Source organism: Sedimenticola hydrogenitrophicus (genome assembly GCF_029017505.1).
GTDB lineage: Bacteria > Pseudomonadota > Gammaproteobacteria > Chromatiales > Chromatiaceae > Sedimenticola > Sedimenticola hydrogenitrophicus_A.
In genome coordinates this window covers 20,374-44,278 of sequence record NZ_JAQGEI010000024.1, presented here as the reverse complement: position 1 = coordinate 44,278, position 23,905 = coordinate 20,374, and the positions used below count along the sequence as shown (strand labels likewise).

At 64.1% G+C, this 23,905-nt stretch carries 27 protein-coding genes and 2 pseudogenes; all 29 read right to left on the bottom strand.

The window, feature by feature from the left end; translation table 11 throughout:
- Window positions 1–30 precede the first annotated feature (30 nt).
- Window positions 31–525, bottom strand: coding sequence for a nitrous oxide reductase accessory protein NosL (locus O9K64_RS15220; protein ID WP_275098937.1), 495 nt, complete (start codon window positions 523–525; stop codon window positions 31–33).
- Between the two features lie 64 nt (window positions 526–589).
- The gene (locus O9K64_RS15215) at window positions 590–1,270 is read right to left on the bottom strand and encodes a nitrous oxide reductase accessory protein NosL (protein WP_275098936.1); all 681 of its coding nucleotides are present in this window, start codon (window positions 1,268–1,270) and stop codon (window positions 590–592) included.
- Window positions 1,271–1,357: 87 nt separating this feature from the next.
- Window positions 1,358–1,846, bottom strand: coding sequence for a TlpA family protein disulfide reductase (locus O9K64_RS15210; protein WP_275098935.1), 489 nt, complete (start codon window positions 1,844–1,846; stop codon window positions 1,358–1,360).
- Window positions 1,843–2,850, bottom strand: a complete 1,008-nt coding sequence (locus O9K64_RS15205; RefSeq protein WP_275098934.1) for a hypothetical protein — start codon at window positions 2,848–2,850, stop codon at window positions 1,843–1,845. The genes O9K64_RS15210 and O9K64_RS15205 overlap by 4 nt, the downstream gene beginning before the upstream one ends.
- A 2-nt stretch (window positions 2,851–2,852) precedes the next feature.
- On the bottom strand, window positions 2,853–3,530 hold the full coding sequence (locus O9K64_RS15200) for an ABC transporter ATP-binding protein (protein ID WP_275098933.1): 678 nt from the start codon (window positions 3,528–3,530) through the stop codon (window positions 2,853–2,855).
- 4 nt (window positions 3,531–3,534) lie between these two features.
- The gene (locus O9K64_RS15195) at window positions 3,535–4,665 is read right to left on the bottom strand and encodes an ABC transporter permease (protein ID WP_305793159.1); all 1,131 of its coding nucleotides are present in this window, start codon (window positions 4,663–4,665) and stop codon (window positions 3,535–3,537) included.
- Window positions 4,665–4,967 carry a hypothetical protein gene (locus O9K64_RS15190; protein WP_275098931.1) on the bottom strand — a complete coding sequence of 101 codons (303 nt, stop codon included), beginning with the start codon at window positions 4,965–4,967 and terminating at the stop codon, window positions 4,665–4,667. The genes O9K64_RS15195 and O9K64_RS15190 overlap by 1 nt, the downstream gene beginning before the upstream one ends.
- A 355-nt stretch (window positions 4,968–5,322) precedes the next feature.
- Window positions 5,323–6,171 (bottom strand): PA4780 family RIO1-like protein kinase, encoded by an 849-nt coding sequence (locus tag O9K64_RS15185; RefSeq protein WP_275098930.1) that lies wholly within the window; start codon window positions 6,169–6,171, stop codon window positions 5,323–5,325.
- 135 nt (window positions 6,172–6,306) lie between these two features.
- Window positions 6,307–7,626 (bottom strand): ATP-dependent Clp protease ATP-binding subunit ClpX, encoded by a 1,320-nt coding sequence (clpX, locus tag O9K64_RS15180; protein ID WP_275098929.1) that lies wholly within the window; start codon window positions 7,624–7,626, stop codon window positions 6,307–6,309.
- Window positions 7,627–7,775: 149 nt separating this feature from the next.
- Window positions 7,776–8,702 carry a nitrogen fixation protein NifM gene (gene nifM / locus O9K64_RS15175; RefSeq protein ID WP_275098928.1) on the bottom strand — a complete coding sequence of 309 codons (927 nt, stop codon included), beginning with the start codon at window positions 8,700–8,702 and terminating at the stop codon, window positions 7,776–7,778.
- Window positions 8,702–9,157: a nitrogen fixation protein NifZ gene (locus O9K64_RS15170; RefSeq protein WP_275098927.1), complete on the bottom strand. Its 456-nt coding sequence runs from the start codon at window positions 9,155–9,157 to the stop codon at window positions 8,702–8,704. Before O9K64_RS15170 ends, nifM begins: the two co-directional genes overlap by 1 nt.
- Window positions 9,141–9,488, bottom strand: coding sequence for a nitrogenase-stabilizing/protective protein NifW (nifW, locus tag O9K64_RS15165; protein WP_275098926.1), 348 nt, complete (start codon window positions 9,486–9,488; stop codon window positions 9,141–9,143). Before nifW ends, O9K64_RS15170 begins: the two co-directional genes overlap by 17 nt.
- 357 nt (window positions 9,489–9,845) lie before the next feature.
- On the bottom strand, window positions 9,846–10,373 hold the full coding sequence (locus O9K64_RS15160) for a hypothetical protein (protein ID WP_275098925.1): 528 nt from the start codon (window positions 10,371–10,373) through the stop codon (window positions 9,846–9,848).
- Window positions 10,374–10,375: 2 nt separating this feature from the next.
- Complete coding sequence (gene cysE, locus O9K64_RS15155; protein WP_335342304.1) at window positions 10,376–11,158, bottom strand: serine O-acetyltransferase; 783 nt, start codon at window positions 11,156–11,158, stop codon at window positions 10,376–10,378.
- Window positions 11,155–12,309, bottom strand: coding sequence for a homocitrate synthase (nifV, locus tag O9K64_RS15150; RefSeq protein ID WP_275098923.1), 1,155 nt, complete (start codon window positions 12,307–12,309; stop codon window positions 11,155–11,157). The genes cysE and nifV overlap by 4 nt, the downstream gene beginning before the upstream one ends.
- A 648-nt stretch (window positions 12,310–12,957) precedes the next feature.
- Window positions 12,958–14,169 carry a cysteine desulfurase NifS gene (gene nifS / locus O9K64_RS15145; protein WP_275098922.1) on the bottom strand — a complete coding sequence of 404 codons (1,212 nt, stop codon included), beginning with the start codon at window positions 14,167–14,169 and terminating at the stop codon, window positions 12,958–12,960.
- 3 nt (window positions 14,170–14,172) lie between these two features.
- Window positions 14,173–15,063 carry a Fe-S cluster assembly protein NifU gene (nifU, locus tag O9K64_RS15140; protein ID WP_275098921.1) on the bottom strand — a complete coding sequence of 297 codons (891 nt, stop codon included), beginning with the start codon at window positions 15,061–15,063 and terminating at the stop codon, window positions 14,173–14,175.
- 18 nt (window positions 15,064–15,081) lie between these two features.
- The gene (locus tag O9K64_RS15135; protein WP_260294435.1) at window positions 15,082–15,405 is read right to left on the bottom strand and encodes a HesB/IscA family protein; all 324 of its coding nucleotides are present in this window, start codon (window positions 15,403–15,405) and stop codon (window positions 15,082–15,084) included.
- A gap of 601 nt (window positions 15,406–16,006) precedes the next feature.
- Complete coding sequence (locus O9K64_RS15130) at window positions 16,007–16,384, bottom strand: hypothetical protein (protein WP_275098920.1); 378 nt, start codon at window positions 16,382–16,384, stop codon at window positions 16,007–16,009.
- Window positions 16,385–16,404: 20 nt separating this feature from the next.
- The gene (locus tag O9K64_RS15125) at window positions 16,405–16,731 is read right to left on the bottom strand and encodes a (2Fe-2S) ferredoxin domain-containing protein (RefSeq protein WP_260294438.1); all 327 of its coding nucleotides are present in this window, start codon (window positions 16,729–16,731) and stop codon (window positions 16,405–16,407) included.
- A gap of 10 nt (window positions 16,732–16,741) precedes the next feature.
- Window positions 16,742–17,074, bottom strand: coding sequence for a ferredoxin III, nif-specific (gene fdxB / locus O9K64_RS15120; RefSeq protein ID WP_260294439.1), 333 nt, complete (start codon window positions 17,072–17,074; stop codon window positions 16,742–16,744).
- A gap of 10 nt (window positions 17,075–17,084) precedes the next feature.
- Entirely contained in the window at window positions 17,085–17,300 is a 216-nt protein-coding gene (locus tag O9K64_RS15115; RefSeq protein ID WP_275098919.1) for a CCE_0567 family metalloprotein, read from the bottom strand.
- A 305-nt stretch (window positions 17,301–17,605) separates the two neighbouring features.
- Complete coding sequence (locus tag O9K64_RS15110) at window positions 17,606–18,079, bottom strand: NifX-associated nitrogen fixation protein (protein WP_275098918.1); 474 nt, start codon at window positions 18,077–18,079, stop codon at window positions 17,606–17,608.
- A 16-nt stretch (window positions 18,080–18,095) separates the two neighbouring features.
- On the bottom strand, window positions 18,096–18,623 hold the full coding sequence (locus O9K64_RS15105) for a SoxR reducing system RseC family protein (RefSeq protein ID WP_275098917.1): 528 nt from the start codon (window positions 18,621–18,623) through the stop codon (window positions 18,096–18,098).
- A gap of 23 nt (window positions 18,624–18,646) precedes the next feature.
- On the bottom strand, window positions 18,647–18,808 hold the full coding sequence (locus tag O9K64_RS23675) for a hypothetical protein (RefSeq protein WP_335342306.1): 162 nt from the start codon (window positions 18,806–18,808) through the stop codon (window positions 18,647–18,649).
- 9 nt (window positions 18,809–18,817) lie between these two features.
- Window positions 18,818–19,039 (bottom strand): annotated as a pseudogene (locus O9K64_RS23670) (NifB/NifX family molybdenum-iron cluster-binding protein); the annotation flags it as partial.
- 169 nt (window positions 19,040–19,208) lie between these two features.
- Window positions 19,209–20,501, bottom strand: a pseudogene (gene nifN, locus O9K64_RS15095) (nitrogenase iron-molybdenum cofactor biosynthesis protein NifN); the annotation flags it as partial.
- A 3-nt stretch (window positions 20,502–20,504) separates the two neighbouring features.
- Window positions 20,505–21,995 carry a nitrogenase iron-molybdenum cofactor biosynthesis protein NifE gene (gene nifE, locus O9K64_RS15090; RefSeq protein WP_275098972.1) on the bottom strand — a complete coding sequence of 497 codons (1,491 nt, stop codon included), beginning with the start codon at window positions 21,993–21,995 and terminating at the stop codon, window positions 20,505–20,507.
- 943 nt (window positions 21,996–22,938) lie between these two features.
- Window positions 22,939–23,886: a hypothetical protein gene (locus O9K64_RS15085; protein WP_275098915.1), complete on the bottom strand. Its 948-nt coding sequence runs from the start codon at window positions 23,884–23,886 to the stop codon at window positions 22,939–22,941.
- Window positions 23,887–23,905: the final 19 nt, after the last annotated feature.

The window sequence follows — 23,905 nt, the reverse complement described above, 5'->3', positions numbered from 1 at the left end:
CCGCGCCCGCCTTCCCCTGCCGCGCCAGCCCTACTCGAACACCCCGTGGTCAAGCCTCTCCAGCAGCTCCGCCGTCACCTCGTTCCGGCGCAGGATCCTAACCCCGCGGTGATCACGCAGGAACTCCTCGGCGTCCTCCCGGGTCTCCAGCGGGATCAGCTCGTGCCCCATGGGACCGAGCACGTCCGAGCCGATCACGAACCAGGCCGACCCGGCATCGATGCGACCCAGGGTGTAGTACTCGGTCACACCGATGGTGTCGATCTCCTCGCTGCGGTGTCCCGGTGCCCAGCGTGCCAGGTCCAGCAGATACTTGAACAGGTCCTTGGCGCCATCGAAATGGTGCAGGTGGCCGTCGCGATAGCGCACGCTGGCCACCCAGGCCGGATACTTGGCGACGAACATGCCGCACACCGGGCAGGTGTCGTCCGCCCGGGGCGGCGCTATCTCCACCGGCCCCGACAACACGGGCGGCACACCCAGCAGCAGGAGCACGCTTACCAGAATTCTCGACGTCCACTTCATGTCACTTCCCCACATACCGGTTAGCGCGGCAGCCGGTCACAACCGGCCGCCGCGGGCTTACGCTTCAGCCGCCACTCTTTTTCATCTGCATCATCTTCCTGACTTTCTCTGCCCGGCGCTTGCGAATCATCAGCGTATCCTGCGCCATGCCAAGGTAGGCCGCCTTCAGCCCTTCGTCGAACGAGGTCAACTCCCCGCCCTGCTCCGCCTGGGCCGCGCGCGCCGCCTCCGCCGAAGCGAATGCCATCTTGCTACTCGCAGTCATGGTGCCCTTGAGTTTTGAGCCGAGCAGATAAGTCGCCGTATCCACATTGACCAACGGTTTGACTTTATCGGCCGCACCAAAATCAGCGGCATAGATCGCCTTGGGACCGCGATCCAGATTGAGCGACAGGCTGATGGCCAGGCAGTGGATGGAGCAGGTGCCGTCCACCAGGTCGTCGTCGTATTGGACCAGGTGGCGACTGTGCTGCCATTGGGTGCGGTTCATCCCGCAGTAGGGGCAGGCGGGATACTTCTCCAGTTCGTTCTCCAGCGGATCGGCATCCGGCGCCCTCTTCGGGATAAACTGCAGCGGCGTGCCGTCCCCCTGACACGCCTCGCCGGACGCTTTCACCCAACCTTTGCCCGGCACCATGGCGCCGACACCGGGACCGGCAACCACCGGCCCCGCCAGGCTGCCGAGACCGGCCACCGCCAGCAGTTTCAACACGCCACGTCGATCCAGCATCTTCTCTTCACACATTACGTCTCTCCCTATCAATCGCTAACTCTGCGGTGTTATCTGACAACGCCGGACCCAAACCGCAGGTCGGACCGGCCCTTGATACGTTTACAGCAGACTCCTGACGAGTCGTTCCAGCTGATCCGGGGACGCGCCACCCAGCATCCGCGCATGCAATCGGCCACGCCGGTCGAGGAGATAGATAACCGGCAGCGCCGAGACGCCGTAGCGCCTGGACATTTCGCCACCGCTATCGAGCAATACCGGGTAACTGATATCCAGACCTGCCAAGTAGGAGCGGACCGTTTCACGAGGCTGCTGCAGATTGATGGCTAGGACCTCCAGCCCCCGGTCGCGGTAGCGCCGGTAGAGCGGTTCGGATTCCTGCAGCTCCTCCCGGCAGAGCGCACACCAGTCGGCCCAAAAATGGATCAGCAGCACGCGCCCCCGATAGGCAACCGGAAACTGCACGGTCCCTCCCGCGAACCGCACCAGATCGACAGCGGGCACCTCCTGTCCGATAGCCAGTGGGCGGTCCGTGGCATCACAGGCGGTCAGCAACAGCGGCCACAGCAGCCACGGCAACCAGCGCGTCACCACCACACCCCCTGCATCACCAGGGGCGAGCTGTAGACGAACCAGCCGGCCGCCAGATAGAACAGCAGGAACATGCCCAGCGAGCGGCGCACCAGCCGGCTCGCGCCGTCCGCCACCGCCGCGTCCAGGCTGGGGATGTGCCGCCAGGGCGCCACCACCGCCACCCCCAGGGCCCAGGCGGTGGCGGCGAACAGCGGGATATAGAGCAGATAGCCGGCAAAGCCGTGCCCGGACTTGAGGATGCAGAACGGGCAGTGATGCTCGGGGTGGGCGTAGATGTAGGGGGAGATCACCGACACGATGGCCGCCAGGGCGATGCCGAACGCCAGCAGCGCCAGCAGGCCGAACAGCGGACCACCGCGGCGGGTGCGCTGGAAGCGCAGGCCGGCGGCGAGCACCAGCACCCCGGACATCGCCAGGCCCCACACCGCCAGCGCAGGGGAGAGCGCGGCCACCTCCCCGGCCACGCCCCGTGCATTGGCGGAGAACAGCGAGCCGCAACAGGAGGTGATGACATCCGGGCGCAGTTCCAGGAAATAGCGCAGCTGCAGCCCGCTCTCCACTGCCACCAGGGGCACGATCAGCAACAGCAGGCGGTACTTGAGGCGGACCAGCGGGTAGTCATAGCCGCGGTTGTCCAGCGCATTCAGGATCAGCCAGCTGGCGCCGCTGAAGAAAATGGCGATCTTCAGCAGCAGCGTCGGCCAGCCCCAGGCATTGACGTTCAACACCCCGGTGGCGCACATGGCGCCGACAAACTGGCCCGACATCGCCTCGGCGTTGTAGACGAACAGCAGCAGCGACACCAGCTCGGCGGCGAACGCCCAGGCCAACAGGGTGGAGATCAGGTAGGTACGCCGCTCCAGCCGCAGTTGCCGTTCGCTGCCGCTGCTGATATCCCAGTGGCGCAGCAGTTGAATGGCGAAACCGGCGGCGAGCAGCAGCATCGACAGCACCACGCCGGAGACCAGGATCAGCGCCATGATGGCCGGGTTGAGCAGCATGGTCAGCCTCCCACCACCCGGCCGTCGCACAGCTCGATCACCCGCTCCACCACCGGTGAGTCGAACACCACCGGGTCGTGGCTGGTGATCAGCACCGTCCGGCCGGACTCGCGCAGCCGGCGGATCTGTTCCATGAAGTCGCGGGAGAGCCGGGTGTCGAGATTGGCGGTCGGCTCGTCGGCGATCAGAATCCGCGGATCATTGATCAGGGCGCGGCAGATGGCGACCCGTTGCGCCTCGCCGCCGGACAGCCACTGCACCGGGTTGCGCGCCTTGTGCGCCAGGCCGAAGCGGTCCAGCAGCGCGCTCGCCGTGGCGGTGAGTTGGCGGTGGTCGGGCGCCAGGGGATAGGCCGGCAGCATGATGTTCTCCAGCACGCTCAGGCCGCTGATCAGGTTGAACTGCTGGAAGATGAAGCCGAAGGTGTGACGGCGGATATCGGTGAGAAAGCGCTCCGGCAGGCCGGAGAGCAGGCGCTCGCCCAGGTGAATACGCCCCGCGGTGGGCCGCGACAGGCAGCCGATCATGGAGAGCAGGGTGCTCTTGCCCGATCCGCTGGCCCCCTTGAGACAGGTGACCCGGTTCGGCTCGATGCTCAGGGAGACGCCGCGGATCGCCTCGTGGGCGTTGGGGCGCCCCTGGTTGAACACCTTGTGTACATCCTCCAGGACAATGCGCATGGGCCTACCTCATCACCGCATCGGGATCGGTCACCGACACCTGCCAGATCGGAATGATGGTGGCCACCACGTAGGGAAACACGCTGAAGAAAAACAGCGTGGCGACCTGCAGTCCATCGATCACCGGGGTGAGGCGAAAGGCGGGGTAGAGCACCGCCCAGCCCTTCAGCACCGGTTCGAACAGGCTGGCCGAGGCGTGGAACACATGCAGGTAGGCCAGCAGGTAGCCGAGCAGGAACGCCATCAGGGAGAGGATGGCACCCTCCCAGAACTTCATCCGCAGCACATCGCCGGTCTCCCAGCCGACCGCCTTGAGGATGCCGATCTCGCGTCGCTCCTCCGCGCTCAGGCCCGAGGCCTTGTCCCAGGCGAAGATGACAAATGCCAGGATCGCTCCCAGCAGCAGCACGAACAGGATCCCCTGGCGCCAGGAGAAGATGGCGTCGTAGGTGCGCAGGATCTCCTCGCGCAGGATCGGCCGGGTGTCCGGCAGGCGCAGGGTGAGCTTCTCGGCGATCTTCTCCAGCTCCAGGGGGTTGCTCACCGACAGCACGATATCGGTGTACCAGCCCTCGGTGACGCCCTGGCTGATCCGGAAGGCGCGTTCCGACATCAGCACCAGGTCGGCGCTGAACAGCTCCGTATCGCTCGCCAGCAGCTCCCTGACCCGGAAACTGTAGGCCTCCCCGTCGTGGGCGCGGAAGGTGAGGTAGTCCCCCGGGCCGATGCCCCGGGTGCGGGCGATGGCGCTGCCGATGATCACCTCGCTATCCGCCAGCCGCCTCTCCGGCGCCACCATCAGGGTGTAGTTGGCCCGCACCGCCGGATCGTAGAAATAGCCCCACAGCCGCCCCTTGCGTGCCGTCACCCCGCGCAGGCGCCCGATCTTTTGCAAATAATCCTCCGGGATCAGGGCATGGCGGCCGGCCTCGATGCGCTGCAGGATGATCTCCGGCGACGCCTGCAGCACCAGCCCCATCTCCCGCTTCAGGGCATGGGTGAACAGCATCACCGAGGCGAGCATGAAGACGATCAGGCTGTAGACCAGCAGCAGGCCCAGGTTCTTGCCCTTGCGCCGCAGCAGCGAGGCGAGGATGAAATCCAGCAGGTAGCGCTGGCGCCGCAGCCATCCCATCACTCGCCCCTCCCGTGAGCCCCCGGGCGTGGCGGCGCCAGCAGCGAGCCGCTGGGGAAGTGCTCCAGCGCCATCGGGTGATCCTGGAAGGCCGAGTGCAGGTCGGCCTGGGAGAGGTGCCGGGTGTAGCGGGCCTCGGTAAACAGCGCCGGATCGCTCAGGCCCAGCTCGCTCACCAGCCGCCGGACAGGGTCGAGCCGCTCCGCCGCCACCTGCGGGGAGCGCGTGCTGCCGGCCAGCGTCCACAGGAACAGCCCCGCCAACAGGGCGAAGAGCGACAGGAGAGGATCTGACTTACGCATAGAGGGAGGTTCGGTGGCCGCATCAACACAGGTTGAGGGTTAATCTACCGACTGGCGAAACCGCTGGACATTGATAACCGTCAATCGTTTCTGATAACCATCAATTTGATAAATATAGAGTTTTTGATCGTGTGATATGCCACAGGGGGGCGCTTCAATCAGGTCATATGACCTGTTTTTGTGGCGGTCGCGGCGGGTTGGGAAAACGGTGGGTTACGCGGCGCCCGGCTATTGTCGTGGTCTGGAAGTGGGGTGCCTATGCGCCGCTAACCCACCCTACGAACTCGGATTTTGTTGGGTTACGGTGCTACAAGCTCGCCCGACCGGCTACGCATCCGCGATCCGGGAGTCGTAATCAACCCGCCTCGCGCAGGCGTTCCCGGCGGGATTGCTCCTCGACCCGTGCCGCGTTGATTTCATCCAGTACGGCAACCACATCGGCGATCTGCTCGGACGCCTCGAAGCGGCCGGTGAGCGGCACCTCCGGGTGTAACCGGCCATTTTCGTACAGTGCCCAGATCTCTTTGGCGTACTGGCTCTCCAGCAAGTCGGGGGCGTACCGGGCGTAGTAGCCGGTGATGCTGTTCACATCCCGTTCCAGCATCCCCTGGGCGTTGTTGTTGGCCGCCGCATTCACCGCCTGCGGCAGGTCGATAATCACCGGACCGGACGCATCCACCAGGACATTGAATTCCGACAGATCACCGTGTACCAGTCCGGCACAGAGCATGCGCACCACGTAGCGCATGATGATCGCATGGCCCTCCCGCGCCTCCGCCGCGGACATCGACAGATCGTTCAGGCGCGGCGCCACCTGCCCCTCATGATCGGTTATCAGCTCCATCAGCAGGACGCCGTCGAAGCAGCCAAAGGGTTGCGGGACACGTACCCCGGCACGCGCCAGGCAATAGAGCGCATCCACCTCGGCACTCTGCCAGATCCGCTCCTGTTCATCGCGGCCGAACCGGGAGCCCTTCTCCATCGCCCGGGCGCGGCGGCTATTGCGCACCTTGCGGCCCTCCTGGTATTGCGCCGCCTGCTTGAAGCTGCGTTTGTCCGCCTCCTTGTATACCTTGGCACAACGGGTTTCGCCACCGCATCGCACCACATAGACGGCGGCCTCCTTGCCGCTCATCAGCGGGCGGATCACCTCATCCACCAGGCCGTCGTCGACCAAGGGCTGGATTCTTTTAGGAATTTTCATGGCGCCCTTATACGCCGATTGCGCAGCGGATGGAATAGAGCCGGCGGTCTGGACAGAACGGCGGTCGGCGGTACGGGCGGCAAACGGAGCGCGGATCGCCACGCCCCGCCATCCTTGGGAAGAAGCCACCCGGGATCAGCGCCCCGCGGCCTCCCCGACCAGCTCCCTGGGGATATCCGGATCCGCGACAAGGGTGGGCTCCCCGGTTCCCAGTACCACCTGTTCATCCACCCGGCACCCGGTGACGCCGGGGATCGACGGTATTTCATACATGATCCTGCGCAACAGCCCCTCCAGGACAGCCCGCAGTCCGCGCGCCCCGGTGCCGCGTTCGATCGCCTGGCGGGCGATCAGGCGCAACGCCTCCGCGGTAAACTCCAGCGCGACCCCCTCGTACTCGAACAGCCGCTGGTACTGGCGGATCAGGGCGTTGCGCGGTTCGGTGAGAATCCGCAGCAGCGCCGACTCATCCAGGTCATGCAGTGCCGTGATGACGGGAAAGCGGCCGATGAACTCGGGAATCAGGCCGAAATGGCGCAGATCGTCCGGCTGTACCTGCTCGAACAGGCAGGACGGGTCATACCCCGGGCCGGCGGCCGCGGGTTCGGCATGGAAACCGATCCCCCCGCCACCGCTGCCCAGGCGTTTCTCCAGCAGGCCCTCCATCCCGGCAAAGGCGCCGCCGGCGATGAACAGGATATGGCGGGTATCCAGCAGCAGATCGCCCCCCTGCCCCTTCGCCCCGTTGGCACTCAGCTTGACCCGGGCGCCTTCCACCAGTTTCAGCAACGCCTGCTGCACTCCCTCGCCGGAGACGTCGCGGGTGCCGTGGGATGACTCGCCGGCACGGGCCAGCTTGTCGATCTCGTCGATGTAGACGATCCCCCACTCCGCCAGCTCCAGGTTACCCTCGGCGCTGTCCACCAGGCGTGCCAGGATACTCTCCACGTCATCCCCCACATAACCGGCCTGGGTCAGGGTGGTGGCATCGGCAATCACGATGGGCACGCCGACGATACGCGCCAGGGTACTGGCCAGCAGGGTCTTGCCGGTGCCGGAGGGGCCGAGCAGCAGGATGTTGGATTTTTCGATCTCCACATCCGGGTTGCAGACCGGCATCTTCGGGCCCGCCTGCTCCATGCTCAGCCGTTTGAAATGGTTATAGACCGCGACCGCCAGGGTCTCCTTGGCCAGATCCTGACCGATGATATAGCGGTCCAGTTGCGCCTTGAGTTCGACCGGCTTGAGCAGGTTCTGCAACGGCTTGGCGGCCGCCCGCTTGCGTCCCCAGCTGCCGACCACCTGGGAGGCCAGGCGGACACACTCCTCGCAGATGTGCCCCTCTTCACCGGCGATCAGCGGAAGGTCCGGACTCTGCTCCTGACCACAGAATGAACAGTGCGCTTTTAGCTGACTCACGGGCTTCACCTCTCCGGGCAGCAGTGACGCTGCCATGTTTGAATACGGGCATGAATGGCACTGACTTAAGCGGATTCGTATCCAATGTAGGGTGGGTTACGGCGCAAACAACGCGCCTAACCCACCCTACATTTGAGCCTACATTCGAGTCAGTGCCATTCAATATGGGCATGGTTGAATACGGCTCATGACCGGATATGCCGGTCCCCGGGTAGCGGCCTCGGCGCCGGAGTTTCGCTCAGGTGTGCAGGGTCCCGCTCCGGCAAGGCGGCCAGCCACGCCTTCTGACGGTTGAGCCGGTGGCGCTCCTGGAGCAGCTGGCGAATCCGCGCCTGCGCCCGGGCCAGCGACACACGCTTGCCCGGCTTGATCTTTTCACACAGCAGGATATGAAAACCCATCTCCGTCTCGATAATCGGGCTGATCTCCCGCGCCTGCATACTGAACAGCATGGCGTCCAGCTCGGCATACAGCTGCCCCGGCCTGACATCACCCAGCGCGCCCCCCTGCATGGCGGTCGGGCACTCGGAGTAACGCCTGGCGAAATCGGGGAACCGGTTCACCCGCCCGGACAACTTCTCGACCAGCTGCTCCATCCGGGCGCAGGCCGCGGCGCGGGTATTTTCCGGGAATTCGGCATTCACCGTGATCAGGATATGCCGCGCCACCCGCTGTTCCGGGGCCTCGAAGCGTTCCCGATGCATCTCGTAGAACAGGCCGACATCGAGGTCGCTGACCCCGGGGCTGGCGGCGGCGACCCGTTGCAGAACCGCGTCGAACAGCAGCTCCCGATGCAGGGCGCGACGCAATCCGGCCTCGTCCAGGCTATTGACCTCCAGGTCCTGGAGATACTCCTCCCGGCTGGCATAGCGCGACAACAACTGCGCCAGCGAGGCATCCAGCAACGCCCCGGAAACAACCACTCCCCGGGCCTCGTCCGCTGCCAGTACCCGCGACTCCAGGTCAAAGCTCTTGAGCGCCTGGTCATGCACCCGGCGATACTCCTCCGGCGCCAGTTGCGCCAGGTTCCTGCCGAAACCGTGCAAGGCGTTGCGCAGCAGATGGTAGCTGAACGCGGGGCCGCTATCGGGTTGCCTGTCGGAACCGCTCATCAGGCCTCCTCGGGTTCGCCCTGCAGCAAGTCGAGCGCACACTCCGGAACCTGCAGGGTACGGCCACTGAAACGGACATGATAGGCCGGGCCGTTCTCCTGCTCGCGCAGGACCTTTTCCACTTCGCCGGAATCGCCGGGCCGGGCAATCACCTCACCCTGAATGGCCAGCGGCATGCGCGGCGTGACCTTGTCCCTGAATTCGAAACGGGTCGGCACCCAGGGATCGCTGGCCAACTGCAACTCCGGCTCCCGGCAACCCACCATGCATTGGCTGTCGATGAAATCCACCGAGTAGACAATCTGATCCTGCAGGAAGGTACCGACATCACGCACATAACCGACGCTGCCACGACGCACCAACAGGCGGCCGGTCGGCTCGCCGGGATAGGTGCCGTCGTTGCGCACGTTGCGGATCACTCGCACCGCCTCGCCATATTCAAATCTTGGACGCATATGCGGGTTCCTTTTTGAAAAGATCAGTCAATGGCACCTCCACGCTGAACGGCTGGTGCATACGAAAGACCTTGAACACCTTCTCCGTGCGCGCGTCCGAGGCGACAAAATCGTTATAGGCGCTGTCGAGCAGCCCGGCATACAGGGTGCGTCGTGCGTCGTCGCTCGCGGGCATCGCATCCGCGCCATCGAGGTAGTCGTGGAAGCGCTGCAGGATATGCAGCCGGTTGACCTGTACCACCGCCGGGTCGTAAGCCACACCGAAGTACTCCAGAAACTCCTCCGCACTGCTGAGCTCTTCCAGGTCCAGATCAAATTCGCTGTCACTCATCTTCTATCTCCCGATTGAAATCTAACCACCGCCGGCATAGCCGGCGCGTAGGGTGGGCACGTCTTCTGTGCCCACGCCGTCATCCCGTCTGCAGCATCCGCGTGGGCACAAAAAGCGTGCCCACCCTACCAAGCTCCCGTGTCGGTGTTCAGTTCCAAACACCGGACGGGTCACTCCCTTTCCGGGAGCTGGTACCCTTTAGGATGTAGGGTGCCGGTGAGCTTGCGAACCGCACCAACATCACTGGAAACGGCGCAAGCTTCCTGATGCGGTTCGTTTTACTCACCGCATCCTACGAGCTGAAGGGCAAAATCAGAATTGCTGCCTCACTTAGCGTCTTTCAGGTTCAACATACCGTCAGGTCGCACCCAGGTAGGTCCGGGGCACCCGTCTGCCCAGCGCATCGCGCGCGATGCTGAGCAGGCTTTTGGCGCCCAGGCGGTCCCGGCTATCCAGTTCGGCCACCTTCTCCAGACGTTCGATGGCCGAGTCGTAGCGGCCCAGCCGGAACTCCAGATAACCGGCCCCCTTCAGCGCCAGCATGTAAAAACGGATCAGGGCCATGGAGATCATCACCCCGCTGCCGATGCGCAGCTCGGTGATCTCGCGCCAGTCGTCGGGCAATTCGAGCCGTTCCGCGAACACCGCAAGTACCCGCTCGGCCACCATCAGGGCCTCTTCCAACCGGTGCTGGTAATAGAAAAAGCGGTACAGCGCCACCAGCACCATTGGATGTTCCGGCTCGAGAAAATAGGCCCGCATCAGCGACCACTCGGCCTCGCCCTCGGCATACTGTTCGGCGGCACAGTCCAGACACCGGCTCACCTCATCCGTAAGCGGCTCGTTGAAGTAGAGCTCGCCGGCTTCAAAATCCTGCATGTCCATAATCATCTCCATTCGCTCCCGCCCGCCGTTTCGCAGACCTGGTTCGCATCACACTCGTCACACCCCTGTGCCGGCCGGTCGCCCGCCAGCAGGTCGTCATGTAGCCCCACCTGCTGTTCCAGGCGGCCGATGCGCTCCAACAGGCAGTTGACGGCATCGGCCACCGGATCGGGAATGATATGGTGGTCCAGATCGATGCCCCGGGCGGGGGTCACCCGCTTTGGGCCGACCACCTTGCCGGGAATACCGACTACCGTCCGCCCCTCCGGCACCGAGGCGATCACCACCGAATTGGCGCCGACGCGCGCCTGGCGGCCAATGTGGATGGGCCCGAGAATCTTGGCCCCCGCACCGACCACCACCTGGTCGCCCAGGGTGGGGTGACGCTTGCCCCGGCTCCAGGAGACGCCCCCCAGGGTGACCCCGTGATAGAGAGTCACATCGTCCCCCACCTCGGCGGTCTCGCCGATCACCACGCCGGCCCCGTGATCGATAAAGAATCGCCGGCCGATGGTGGCACCCGGATGAATATCGACACCGGTCCAGATGCGCCCCACGTAGCTGATCAGCCGCGGCAGGTAGCGCCAGCCGCGCCGCCACAGGCGATGGGCGACGCGGTAGAGCATGATGGCGTGCACCCCCGGATAGGTGGTGATGATCTCCAGGCGGGTGCGGGCCGCCGGGTCGCGTTCAAAGACGCAGGAGATATCCTCGCCGATGCTGCGCCAGACCGAGTGTCCGGTGGTCCGGAGCATCGCCGGGTTGATCAGTTCGCTGCTGTTCATTGTGGCCGCCGCTCCTTGTGGGCCTGATTGACGTCGAAATAGAACTGGCGCAGTTCCTGATCCGCCGGTGGCCGCTTGTGCAGGACGGTGTAGCGCCTGACCAGCAGCAGCAGGGACTCCGCCTGCTGGCGGGTCAGGTGGATGCTCATATCGGCGTAGGCCTGGATCACCGCGTGGCTGCCGGAGTGCTTGCCCAGCACAATCTGGTGCTCGCGCCCCAGTTCGGCTGGATCGATCCCCTGGTAGTTGCGCCGGTCCTTGATCAGGCCATCCACATGGATACCCGCCTCGTGGGTGAAGACACCGGCCCCGACCAGACTCTTGTGCCAGCCGACACTGCGCCCGGAGGCCAGCTCCACCAGTTGCGAGACGGCGGAAAAGTGCGCCATGTCGATCTCCCGTCCCTGCTCGAAAAAGCGCCGCAGCCCCATGACCACCTCTTCCAGGGGGGCATTGCCGGCGCGCTCGCCCAGGCCGTGCACCGTGGTGTTGACATGGCTGGCCCCGCCGCGGATCGCCGCCAGGGTATTGGCCGTGGCCAGACCGAGATCATCATGGGCATGCATCTCGATCTCCAGGTCGCAGATGCGCCGCAGATCGGCAATGGTTTCGCACACCTGGAACGGCTCCATGATGCCCAGGGTATCGGCAAAGCGGAACCGGGCCGCGCCGGCCTGCTCGGCCACCTCCACCACCTGCCAGAGGAACTCGGGATCGGCACGCGAGGCGTCCTCGCCACCGACGCACACCTCCAGGCCCAGCTCCTGCGCCTCGCCGGTGCAACGGACGATCTGCTCCAGCAGCCATTCCCGACTGCGCCCGAGCTTGTGGTAGATCTGTTGATCGGAGACCGGGATGGAGAGATCGACCCGCCGCACCCCCAGGTCACGGCACTGGGCAATGTCCTGGCTGTGCATCCGGCACCAGACCATCAGCTGCGCATGCAGCACCACCTCGGCGACCGCGCGGATGGAATCGCGCTCCTCTTGACCCATGGCCGGGATGCCCACCTCAAGTTCGGGCACGCCCAGTTCATCCAATGCACAGGCGATGGCCAGTTTCTCCTCCAGGGTGAAGGCAACGCCGGCAGACTGCTCGCCATCCCGCAGGGTGGTGTCGTTGATCGTGATGTTCGCTGTCTGTGTATGCATGGATCTCTCCTTTACCAGGAGCTAGTGCAAACAGTGTGCCAGCCGAAATACCCCCACTTTTTCAACAAGATAGTTTTGTCTGAAACAGCAATTTATGTAGGGTTTGGGGCGATTGTCGCAAACCGGACAGGGCCGCCCGGGTTCTCATAATTTTCTGGCCCCCGTAGGGGCAGGCCCCTGTGTCTGCCCGGACCCGTCGGCCACCGGCCGACCGGGCAACCACGGGGGCGGGCAACCACGGGGGGTTGCCCCTACGACACTCACCGGCCTTCCGTTCATTGACCCTTGCGCCGGATTCTGTGCGACCCCCCGTAGGGGCAGGCCCCTGTGCCTGCCCGAACCATCGGCCACCGGCCGACCGGGCAACCACGGGGGGTTGCCCCTACGACCATCCTGACCTTCCGTTCATTGACCCTTGCGCCGGATTCTGTACCGCCCCCGTAGGGGCAGGCCCCTGTGCCTGCCCGGACCCGTCGGCCACCGGCCGATAGGTCAACCACGGGGGGTTGCCTCTACGGCCATCCACGGCCTCCGCGGCACAACTCCATCCCTGGAACCAAAAAATGCCGCAACGGAGTTGCGGCAAAAGATGGGGTTCGGGTCAACCGCCGGGTCACCCGGTCACATTCGGGTGCACGGTCTTTGTTATCAGGCGTATGTTGGTGCAAATTCCTGCCCGGGTTCGTCGGCCGGCGCATCGCCATTCCAGTAGGGGGAGAGTTTTCGCAGCCGCTCGACAATCAGTGGCACCGCCGCGATCACCCGCTCGACCTCCTCCATGGTGTTATAGCGGGAGAAGGAGAAGCGCACCGAGCCGTGGGCCGCGGTAAAGGGGATATCCATGGCGCGCATCACATGCGACGGCTCCAGCGAGCCCGAGGTGCAGGCGGAACCGCTGGAGGCGGCGATGCCCATCTTGTTGAGCAGCAGCAGGATGGCCTCGCCCTCGATAAATTCGAAGGCGATATTGCAGGTATTCGGCAAGCGGTTTTCCGGATCGCCGGTGACGAAGCAGTGGGAGACCTGTTCGAGAATCCCCTGCTCCAGGCGGTCGCGCAGCGAGCGCACGACACGCTCCTCGTAGGCCAGCGCCTCGCCGGCCATCTCGCAGGCCTTGCCCAGGGCGACGATGGAGGCGGCGTTTTCGGTGCCGGCACGCCGCCCACGCTCCTGGTGGCCGCCGCGCAGCAGCGGGCGGAAACGCACACCACGGCGCAGGTAGAGCACCCCGATCCCTTTGGGGGCATGCAGCTTGTGGCCCGACAGCGACAGCATGTCGATACAGCTCTCCTGCAGATTGATAGGCAGCTTGCCCACCGCCTGCACCGCGTCGGTGTGAAACATCACCCCGGCGGCGCGGGCCATCTCGGCCATCTCTTCCACCGGGAACAGGGTCCCGCTCTCATTGTTGGCCCACATGATGGAGACCACGGCCACCTGGTCCGACAGCAGCCGGGCGTACTCCTGCAGATCCAGCCGCCCGCGCTTGTCCACCTTCAGGTAGTGCACGGTATAGCCGTCCTTCTCCAGGTACTGGCAGAGCGTGAGTATCGCCGGGTGCTCCACCACGCTGGTGATGATCTCGCGGCGTTCCGGCTGCGCCTTGAGCGCGGAGAGGATCGCGGTGGAGTCGGATTCGGTACCGCAGGAGGTGAAGATGATCTCCGAGTCATGCTCCGCGCCGAGCAGCGCCTGCACCTGTTTGCGCGCCGCCTTCAACGCCCGCCCCACCTGGTTGCCGAACTGGTGCAGCGAGGAGGGATTGCCGAACTGTTCGGTGAAGAAAGGCAGCATCGCCTCCACCACCTCGGGGGCCACCATGGTGGTGGCGTTGTTATCCAGATAGATGCCCTTGTCCATGCCTCAGCCCCCCACGGTTGCGCGGCGGGCCAGCTCTTCCGCCGGCAGCACCAGGATGAATTCACTCATGCCCTCCGCCAGATGCTGCTGGATGCCCCCCAGGGTGGTGGCGGCCATCTGGCAGCCGGCGCAGGCGCCGGTCATCTTGACGTAGATATGGCGCCCGTCGACCTCCACCAACTCCACATCACCGTGGTCACGTTGCAGGTTGGGACGGATCTCGTCCAGCAGCGCCTCGATACGCTTGATGCGCTGCAGGTTGGTCAGGCCGGTGCGGGGCTGGCGGGCCTCCGCTGCCACCGCGTTGATCTCCAACTGCTCGCCCTGCTCGGCCAGTACCCGGCCCAGTATCTCTTCGATACCCTCGTGGCAGGAGGAGCAACCGCCGCCCGCCTTGGTGTAGTTGGTCACCGCTTCCACGCTGCGCAGGCCGTTGGCGCGTATCGTCTCCTCGATCATCACCGCGTCGATGGCGAAGCATTTGCAGATCAGCGCGCCCTCTTCGTGGTCATCCTTCCACTCCTCGCCCCGATAGTTGGCCACCGCCGCCTGCAGCGCCTCGCGCCCCATCACCGAGCAGTGCATCTTCTCCGGCGGCAGGCCGTCGAGATAGTCGGCGATATCCTGGTTGCTCACCTTCAGCGCGTCGCTGAGGGTCATCCCCTTGATGATCTCGGTCAGCGCCGAACTGGAGGCGATGGCCGAACCGCAACCGAAGGTCTGGAATCCCGCCTGCAGGATAGTCTCCGTCTCCGGGTCGACCTTGAGGGTCAGGCGCAGCGCATCGCCGCAGGAGAGTGAGCCGACCTCGCCCACCCCATTAGCCAGTTCGACCGCACCGGCATTGCGTGGATTGAAAAAATGTTCCTGAACTGTTTCCGAATAGTCCCACATGACGGTTCTCCCGGTGCATCACGCTGAAAATGAGTTGCCGCAGCCGCAGCTGGCACTGGCATTGGGATTCACGAACTTGAACCCGCTCCCCTCCATGCTGTCGACAAAATCGACCGTCACGCCCTGCAACAGGGGCGCACTGTGGGGATCGACAAAGATCTTCAACCCGCCCACTTCGACAACGGTATCCTCGGACAGGGCGGACGCTTCCAGGGCCAGGCCGTACTGCATGCCCGAACAGCCGCCCCCGGTGACGGAGATCCGCAGCCCCGCGACCGGGGCATCCGAACCTTTGATAAAACGGCCCACAGCCTTCTGGGCACTTTCAGTGAGTGTCAACATGGCTAACTCCCGTGACAAATGTGTTTGGTTACGCTTCACCAGACAGGGTGCAAGGGCTGTGCCATGCGCTTGCGAGAATTGTTAGTCGTTGAATTGGCTGGTTTTTTTGCCGTGCCTAGCGAATGAAAAACTTGTCGCGATTACGACAACGCACAACAGATTGGAGGGTGTGGGATAAGGATGGATTGCCGTTTGGCGAGTCAGGGATCGGTGGGTTACGCGGCGCCCAGGCATCATCATGGACTGGAAGTGAAGTGCCCGTGCGCCGCTAACCCACCCTACAAATCGCGTAGGAATGTAGGATGGGTGGAGGAGGAACGACGTAACCCATCAAACAGCCCGTAGGTTGGGGTGAGGAACGAACCCCAACATCATGGCGCACACGCAGAAAACCACGTTGGGGTTCGCAGGCTCACCCCAACCTACGGGCTACGCGACTCACTCCGGCATCGGCAGCAGATGTAGGGTGGATAAGCGACAGCGCATCCACCGCAGCATGGTGGATGCGCCTACCGGCTTATCCACCCTACGGCTCTAGGAGGTCCGCCCCGGGGCCGAATCGCGGCGGAGCCGCTCCTACGGGAGCACCCATGGCGCGAACTCACTCCGGCATCGGCAGCAACTTCGACTCCACCTGGAGGGTCGCCTCCCGCCCCCAGGCGGTCAGTGCCTCGACGAACCAGGCCTTTTTGCGCGGGTGCGGTTTGACGATATCCTGTTCCACAAAGAAACTGCCGTCGGCATGAAACACCAGGCTGCCCCGGCTCATCCCCTGGTCGTCCTGCCAGCGTCCCACCAGGGCGTGGGCACCGGAGAAGACATCTTTCTCCAGCCGGTAGCTGGCTGCCGACGGCGGCATCAGTGTTACCTCGTGCTCCGCAAACCCCATTCTCCAGAGTTCGTCACCGAGCCGCTCATGGATCATTTCGGCCAGGGCGCTGAGCTTGGCGTAACGGCTTGCGATGGTATCGTTCATCATGCCGACCGGATCTGCCCTGACTATCCCCAGAACTCGCTGGACATCAGCAGGCGCTCGACCGGCCGGTCGTTCTCCAGGTGCTCGTCGAATATCGCCGCCACATCCTCCTTGCCGACGCCGCCATACATCACCCCTTCCGGGTAGACCAGTACCGAGGGGCCCTCGCTGCAGGGACCCAGGCAACCCGCCGTGGTCACCCGCACCTTGTCGAACAGTTGGCGCTCCTGCAGGTGCCAGTAGAATTCGTCCGCCACTTCACCGCAGTTTTTCTGCCCGCAGGAGGGCCGGGGATGGCCCAGGGGCCGGTTCTGCATGCAGATAAACACGTGCTTTTCGGGTTTTGCCATGCTCTTCTCCTCACGCCGACAGGGTCTGCGGCTGGTGGGTAAAACACTTCTTCGGGCAGATACGCGCACAGGAGCCGCAACCGATGCAATCCTGATCGTTCTTCAGACTCATCACCATGGCCGTATCATCGGAGAAGCCGTCGTCGTCATCATCGCCATAGTCGTCGTCATAATCGTCGGCTTCCAGCGCCTCCAGCTCTTCACGCTCGACCAGATCGAACACCTCACGCGGACAGACCTTGAAACAGCGGCCGCAGCCGATACATTTGGTCTGTTCAATCGCCATCACGAAGGCGGGGGTATAGGGTTCACCACCCCGGGTAACACCGGTTATCACTTGCATTGTGAGTTCCTCAATTTATCTCTACTTCGGCCGCCCTGAAGGCGGCTTCCACCTCGGCCCAGGCCTTGCAGGCATCGTAGGTGGCCTGCGCCAGGGCGGGAATATCCTCATAGGCGGCGGGCAGCCGATCCTCTACCAGATCGTGCAGTTCACCCGCCTTCTCCGTGGCAATGCGCTTGGCCTTTCGCACTGCCTTCTGCATGCCTTTCAACTCTTCCGGATTCATCTCGTTTCTCCGTTCCATCCCGTAGGTTGGGTTAGCGGCGCACGGGCACTGCGCGTCCAGACCACGACAATGTCCGGGCGCTGCGTAACCCAACGCATCCGCAGCCGTCAAACGGTGGGTTACGGCGCGCGCACGGTGCGCGGCAATCGGCGACCTCTGTGCAGGGCGCGCCTAACCCACCCTACACTCAGCCTCTAACGTAGGGTGGACAAGCCCGAGGGGCGCATCCACCATTGCCGCTGGGTATGCATTCCCACGCAGAGCGTGGGAACGAGGAACCCGGCCGCCTCCGAGAGGGTGGTTGGCTACAGCCCTGCCACCTTCGGGTGCAGGCCGATGATTTCCAGCGCCACCGACAACAACTTGTCGCCCTCGTCCTTCATCTTCGACAGGCTGGGAAAACCGAAGCGGTGGACATCGCGCAGCGTCCGGTCCATCACCACCAGCTTGCCGACGGTGATCAGCGCCCGGCCGAAACCCTCATGGGTCAGGTTGAGCATGGGCACCGCCATCAGCCCGCACTCCTTTTCGATCAGCACGGAGATGGCGTTGTAAAACGCCCGCACCCGCGCCATCACGATCTCGTCCGGGTCCCCCACCACCGGGATCTCCCGTTTCTTCTCCTTGGTCAGGACGAAGGGCTCCAGGATTTTCTCCAGGGGCCAGTTGTCGTAGCTGCCGTAGGTGTCGATGGCACGCATCTGACGCACCATCTCCTTGGCGAAATCGGTCCCCAGGACCGGATCGTCGCTGCTGATAGACAATACCGCTTCACTCATCTTCTGCTCCTGTGATTCAAGATTCATCATGGGTTGTGTCAACCGTTATTCCATTCATCCCGACCGGGAAGCTCACCGCCCGACCGGAAGCCGGGACGGAGAGGCGCAACAGGCGGGGATTGAGACGGGCATCGCCCGCGCCCCCGCCAGTGCCCCCACCAGTGCCGCCACCGGTCAACCGGCGCACCAGCAGGAGGCCGGCGACCAGACCACCCAGACCCATCAGACCCTGCACGCCCTCGCCGGCATCCAGCAGCCGGCCCGCCAGGGCGGCACCGATCATCACCAGCAGCGGCAGCAGATAGGCCCATAGCGAGGCGCTTACCAACACCGTCTCGGGGATGCCGATCACCACCGTATCGCCCGTGTTGGCCGACAGGGTGTTGGGCAGCTGAATACGCTGACGCCGCTCACCGAACAGCTTCGACACCACCGCCGAGCTGCAACTGCCGCTGGCACAGGCCGAGCAGCCGCTCACCTGGCGGGTCTCCACCCAGAGGGTTGTATCGCTTGTCGCCACCACGATGCCGGTCTGTTCGATCATCTGCTTGCTCCGTTCCGCCGCCCTTACTCTTCCCAGCCCTCGGTTTCCATCGCATCAAAGCGGCCGGGATCGGCCGGCAGGGTGCTGGCGATGGCCTTGGCCAGCCAGCTGCCGGGGCCCTGGCGCAGTTCCTCCTGCAGCGCCGCGACCAGGTCACTGATCGCGGCGCCAGGGGAGACCTTCACCGGCTGGATCCCCTGGGCCTTGAGCTGGGTGATGGCCGAGGCGCCGACCGCCTGGCTGTAGACGGCGATACAGCCGTCCAGCGCCGTTATCTTCTCCGCCAGCTTGTCCTCGTTGCCGTCCATGTCCAGGTCGCCGAACTCGCACGCCTCGACAAAACAGGCCCGCTCCCGGTCCACCGCATAGATGGCAAACGACTGGGCCGCGCCAAAGTGCTGGTCGACATGCTTCATGTCGCGGGTGGCAAAGGCCACCTTCAGGGCGCTGCCCATCCACTGCGCCTCGCTGTTGTTGCCCACCAGCTGCAGTCGCCGCTGTAGCGTCATGGGTCACCTCCGGTTTTTGTGAATAGATGGAGCGGTAGGGATGGATCTCCCCCTTCTCCAGGGACAACAGGATGTTGGCCAGGTCGAACAGGGTCTGGCGGCTGCCGCGATAACCGATCCAGGTCTTCTGGTAGCCGCCCAGGGCGTCGTACTGGGGGAAGCCGGCGCGCAACAACGGGATACCGAGTCGCGCGGCGCTCTCCACCCCGTGGGAATTGCAAATCAGCACCTCGGCCTCTGCCGTGCGCGCCAGCTGCTCCAGGTCCTCCAGATCGCCGATCTTCACTGCCGCCGCCGCGGCCTGTTGCAGTACCGGCGCATTGACCGGCGCCACCGCCGCGACGGTTTCGGCACCGACCCCGGCCAGCAGCTGGCTGAAGGCGGTGAGCAGATCGGGATCGGCGGCCACGGCGATGCGCGCCAGGCCGAGCATGAAGTGGCCGTCGAGCATGGCATCCTGCAACTGGGCGCGCTGCCGCTCCAGTTTCGCCGGCACCGGCTCGGTGGAGATCCGCTGCAGGGTATCGACCAGGGCGTCCACCGCCGCCAGCCCCATCAGGTGATCGAACCGGTAATCGGGCACCCCCGTGTGCTGCCGCAGCAGGTCGGCCGCCTTGTGCATGGAGCGGCCGATCACCAGGGTGGCCACGGCATCGCCCAGGGTCCGCAGTTCGGAGACATCGGTGCCGCCGATGGTCAGGGGCGAGAAATCCTCCTCGCCCAGGTGACCGTCCAGGGAGTCGGAGAGGTCCGGCACCAGTACCGGGCGCAGTCCGAACGCCTCGATGATCTCCTTCAGCTCCTCCAGGTCACCGGGAGTCAGGAAGCAGCCCACCAGCACGTTGAGCTGCCGGCGGCGGCGCCCCGGCTGGGTGCCGGCCGCCTCGGCGGTGGGTACGGCCGCCTGGATGATCGCCTCCACCGCCTTGCTGAAACCCGTCTCCAGACAGCCGCTGTAGTCGGGTGTGGAGACCGGAACCACCGGAATGGCCGCGAACTCGGGATGGCGTTTGCGGAACAGCTTGACCGCCATCGGCACGTCGCTGCCCTGGGTCTCGGAGAGGCCGGTGGTCGGCACCCCGATCAGGGACGGCCGGTTCTTCTCGGCGAGGGTCCTGAGACCCTCCACCACGCTCTCCTCGGAACCCATTACCGTGGTCACCTGGTCCATGGCGGTGGTCTGCAGCGGGATCGGTTCACGGAAATGGCGCACGAAGAATATCTTGCCGAAGGCGCTGCAACCCTGGGACCCGTGCAGCATGGGAATGGCGCGGCGGAAGCCGAGGAAGGCGAGCGCCGCCCCGATGGTCTGGCTCGCCTTCAGGGGACTGACCGAGAGCGCCTTGTTGCGTTTGATGATCTCAACCATGGTTCACGCCTCCGCCGCCGCAGTATCAATGGGGTCAGACTCGATTGATCTATTGAGCTGTTGGTCCCGAACTTGTGGACGATGATCAATCGAGTCTGACCCCTTTGAACTACTCTCTACGGCATGCCAGGGAGCAGCCTGGCGCACCGCCGGCCACACCGGACTGTCGATGGTGAGCACCAGCTGACGCGCCAGCTCCAGCATGCCCTCATAGCCGGCATAGCCGAAGTCGCGCTCCTGGTTGATGTCGAGGAAGGGAATACGCGCCTTCAGCGCGGTATACATGTTGCGCCCGCCGGCGATCAGCACATCCACCTGCTGGTCACGCACGATATCGATCAGCGCCCGGGGATTGCCATCCTCCAGCATCAGCGCCTCGCCCCCCATCAGTTCGCGGATGCGCGCCTTGTCCTCTTCAGTGGATTTCTTGGTGCCGGTGGCCACCACCTGCATACCCAGATCCTGCAGCGCCGCGACCACCGACCAGGACTTGACCCCGCCGGTATAGAGCAGCACCTTCTTGCCCTTCAGTTTCTCCCGCCAGGGGGCGAGGCGCCGGCTGATGCGCGCCTCTTCCCGCTCGATCAGCAGCTCGGTACGGGCATACAGATCGGGGTCCCGGATCAACCGGGCAAAATCGCGCAGCGCCTGGGAGACATCCTGCACCCCGTAGAAGCTGCCCTCGAACCAGGGGGTGCCGTAGGCCTCCTGCAGCTTGCGCGCGACATTGATCATCGCCTTGGAGCAGACCATCATATTGGCCTCGGAACGGTGCATGGTCTGCACCTCGCTGTAGCGGGCGTCACCGGACAGGGTGCAGAGCACCCGCAGCCCCAGCTCGTCCAGCAGCGGCAGCACGTGCCACAGCTCACCGGCAATGTTGTATTCACCCACCAGGCTGACATCATGCACCCGGATGCCCGGGCGCTGGGCGGCCGCCGGCAGCGGATCCGGTTCGCGGGTGCCGCAGACATATTTCACCATGGTCTCGCCGGCAATGCGGTTGCCGAGGTTCTTGGTGCCGTAGAAACCGGCCGCGTCCACCGGGATCACCGGGGTACCCCAGCGTTCGGCCGCCGCCTTGCAGACCGCGCTCACATCATCGCCGATCAGCGCGGGGACACAGGTGTTGTAGACAAACACCGCCGCCGGCTGGTAGCTCTCGATGGCCTGCTTGATGGAGTGGAACAGGCGCTTCTCGCCGCGCCCCATGATCACATCCTGCTCGGTCAGATCGGTGGTCATGCCGATGCGGAACAGCCGCGAACCGCTGGAGCGGGTGCCGCGGTTGTCCCAGGAGCTGCCGGCGCAGGCAATGGAGCCGTGGACGATGTGCGCCACGTCGGCGATCGGCAGCAGCGCGATCTGCGCCCCGTCGAAGGCGCAACCGCCGGCGGTGGCGCCGGGCTTGGGTTTGGCACAGCCCGACTTGGATTTCTTGTTGTGGGCGCAGGCCGGTTCATCCAGCAGCGCCGCGATATCTTTCTGCTTCATGGTCTGATAGGACTCTGTTGTTGCCTTACCCAGGGTTAGTGCAAGCGACATGCCATATCGGATTGCCCTGTCAGACCGGTTGTTTTATAAGGTTTTTTAGCGCCGGATCGATTGTCGCAAACATGACAATCGGGGAATGATTGGAGGGTCTGCGACCAATTCTGCTTCCGCCATCACGAGGGGTCGGAGTCGAATGGCACTTACTTAAGCCAAGAACCACCGTCATCCCGGCGCAGGCCGGGATCCAGACTGCTTAACGGTGAGGTATTCCTGGATTCCATCCTCAGGTCCGTAAACGGTGCATCCCTGCACCACTCCTCCGGCCTGCGCCGGAATGACGAAAATCCTGCAATTCGCCTTAAGTAAGTGCCATTCGGGTCGGAGTCAAACCGGATTAAAGCTGGGTGTTTGAATTCGGTGTATCGCCCGGTTTGACTCCGACACCTGCAGTTCAGTTTCGTAGGGTGGATAAGCCGGTAGGCGCATCCACCACCAAACTGGTGGATGCGCTGTCACTTATCCACCCTACTATTCTGGGCGAGACCCTGGAGAACCACGGATTCACACAGATAAACACGGATTGTGACTACTCACCCGGTCTGTAGGTGATTGGCCTGCCTTGTTGGCCGATCTTGATGGCGCCTCGAATTCGGCCCAATTTTCAGATTCAAGCCTGCCCTTGTTTGAGCGAAGCGAGTTTGGGCAGGCGCTGAAAATGGGGCTGGATTCGAGGAGACAAGCCATCGTGTGAGGCCAACAATGCAGGCCAATCGCCCCGTGAGTAGTTACCACAGATTTAGAATTCTGATCTCCTATCTGTGTAAATCTGTGTCCATCCGTGGTTCCTTATTAACCGGCTTGGGTAATTAAACAGCCTAAGGTTGGGCTGGGCCTGCGAACCCCATCGGATGGGGACATCCGGATTCGGTGGTGTGGTCAGGGGCTACACGGCGTAAGACCGCGCCTCCCACTCCCGCAGCACTTTCAGGTCCCGGGCCGGCAGGTAGGCGTAGGCACCCATCAGATCGCGCAATACGGCCTTGGCCAGCTGGTAATTCTCCGCCTTGCGGCTGAGCATGTGGAAATACCAGGCGAAGGGATAGCCCACCACCCGATCGTAACCGTGGATGGCCTTGGCCAGCTCGGCGCCGGTCAGGGCGTCGCCCGGGGGCAGATCGGGCAGGCTGCCGCCGAAGGTGGTGACGGGGGTGGCGGTCAGTCTGACCTCGCCGTCCCGATCCATGTATTCGCGCAACGCCAGGATCCAGTGGCGGCAGAAGTGCTCCCCCTCCGCCGCGCTGCTCTGACCCCAGTCATGGAGAAACCGGCGCAGCGCGGAGAACGCGCGCTGGCCGCTGCCGGCTTCATCCAGCAGGCGGGCGATGGGGGTGACGCGCCGGAAGCGATAGCATGGCTGTCCCACCGGGACCGGATCGAGGCGCGGACAATCGAGCGGGTCGAGGAAATCCTCCAGGCTGTCGGGGTACCAGTCCGGCGCCACCAGGGGACGGTCGATCACCTCCTGCAGCTCCTCGATCTCCAGCTGGATGAAATCCGCCGGCGCGTCGCCGCAGGCAACGGTGAAGTAATGGGTCTTGCCGGACAGCTGGGTGGCCAGGTAGCCGGCATCGGCATAACCGGCGATCAACGCATCCACATCACCCGCCGACTCCTGTTCGGCCCAGCGCCGTATATTGCTGCTGAGCGGATTAAGCTCGGCATCGACCACGCCCCCCGGCCGATGCCAGTTGCCGCGGGTCAGCACACAGCTTAACCCGGCCTCCGGGACAAGCTGCTGCAATGTCTGTTCTAACGCCGCGATGCCTTGTTCGGCATCCGCCGCGGCGCAGATTTCCGCCAGCCGATCGGGCCGGTCAATCAGGGTCTTCACTGTCGATTCCTTCTGTTCG

Excerpts from the sequence above, each read along its gene's own strand:
- O9K64_RS15220 (WP_275098937.1), bottom strand. The coding sequence starts at position 525 with ATGAAGTGGACGTCGAGAATTCTGGTAAGCGTGCTCCTGCTGCTGGGT.
- O9K64_RS15215 (WP_275098936.1), bottom strand. The coding sequence starts at position 1,270 with ATGTGTGAAGAGAAGATGCTGGATCGACGTGGCGTGTTGAAACTGCTG.
- O9K64_RS15205 (WP_275098934.1), bottom strand. The coding sequence starts at position 2,850 with ATGCTGCTCAACCCGGCCATCATGGCGCTGATCCTGGTCTCCGGCGTG.
- O9K64_RS15200 (WP_275098933.1), bottom strand. The coding sequence starts at position 3,530 with ATGCGCATTGTCCTGGAGGATGTACACAAGGTGTTCAACCAGGGGCGC.
- O9K64_RS15195 (WP_305793159.1), bottom strand. The coding sequence starts at position 4,665 with ATGGGATGGCTGCGGCGCCAGCGCTACCTGCTGGATTTCATCCTCGCC.
- O9K64_RS15190 (WP_275098931.1), bottom strand. The coding sequence starts at position 4,967 with ATGCGTAAGTCAGATCCTCTCCTGTCGCTCTTCGCCCTGTTGGCGGGG.
- O9K64_RS15185 (WP_275098930.1), bottom strand. The coding sequence starts at position 6,171 with ATGAAAATTCCTAAAAGAATCCAGCCCTTGGTCGACGACGGCCTGGTG.
- clpX (WP_275098929.1), bottom strand. The coding sequence starts at position 7,626 with ATGGCAGCGTCACTGCTGCCCGGAGAGGTGAAGCCCGTGAGTCAGCTA.
- nifM (WP_275098928.1), bottom strand. The coding sequence starts at position 8,702 with ATGAGCGGTTCCGACAGGCAACCCGATAGCGGCCCCGCGTTCAGCTAC.
- O9K64_RS15170 (WP_275098927.1), bottom strand. The coding sequence starts at position 9,157 with ATGCGTCCAAGATTTGAATATGGCGAGGCGGTGCGAGTGATCCGCAAC.
- nifW (WP_275098926.1), bottom strand. The coding sequence starts at position 9,488 with ATGAGTGACAGCGAATTTGATCTGGACCTGGAAGAGCTCAGCAGTGCG.
- O9K64_RS15160 (WP_275098925.1), bottom strand. The coding sequence starts at position 10,373 with ATGGACATGCAGGATTTTGAAGCCGGCGAGCTCTACTTCAACGAGCCG.
- cysE (WP_335342304.1), bottom strand. The coding sequence starts at position 11,158 with ATGAACAGCAGCGAACTGATCAACCCGGCGATGCTCCGGACCACCGGA.
- nifV (WP_275098923.1), bottom strand. The coding sequence starts at position 12,309 with ATGCATACACAGACAGCGAACATCACGATCAACGACACCACCCTGCGG.
- nifS (WP_275098922.1), bottom strand. The coding sequence starts at position 14,169 with ATGGACAAGGGCATCTATCTGGATAACAACGCCACCACCATGGTGGCC.
- nifU (WP_275098921.1), bottom strand. The coding sequence starts at position 15,063 with ATGTGGGACTATTCGGAAACAGTTCAGGAACATTTTTTCAATCCACGC.
- O9K64_RS15135 (WP_260294435.1), bottom strand. The coding sequence starts at position 15,405 with ATGTTGACACTCACTGAAAGTGCCCAGAAGGCTGTGGGCCGTTTTATC.
- O9K64_RS15130 (WP_275098920.1), bottom strand. The coding sequence starts at position 16,384 with ATGATGAACGATACCATCGCAAGCCGTTACGCCAAGCTCAGCGCCCTG.
- O9K64_RS15125 (WP_260294438.1), bottom strand. The coding sequence starts at position 16,731 with ATGGCAAAACCCGAAAAGCACGTGTTTATCTGCATGCAGAACCGGCCC.
- fdxB (WP_260294439.1), bottom strand. The coding sequence starts at position 17,074 with ATGCAAGTGATAACCGGTGTTACCCGGGGTGGTGAACCCTATACCCCC.
- O9K64_RS15115 (WP_275098919.1), bottom strand. The coding sequence starts at position 17,300 with ATGAATCCGGAAGAGTTGAAAGGCATGCAGAAGGCAGTGCGAAAGGCC.
- O9K64_RS15110 (WP_275098918.1), bottom strand. The coding sequence starts at position 18,079 with ATGAGTGAAGCGGTATTGTCTATCAGCAGCGACGATCCGGTCCTGGGG.
- O9K64_RS15105 (WP_275098917.1), bottom strand. The coding sequence starts at position 18,623 with ATGATCGAACAGACCGGCATCGTGGTGGCGACAAGCGATACAACCCTC.
- nifE (WP_275098972.1), bottom strand. The coding sequence starts at position 21,995 with ATGAAGCAGAAAGATATCGCGGCGCTGCTGGATGAACCGGCCTGCGCC.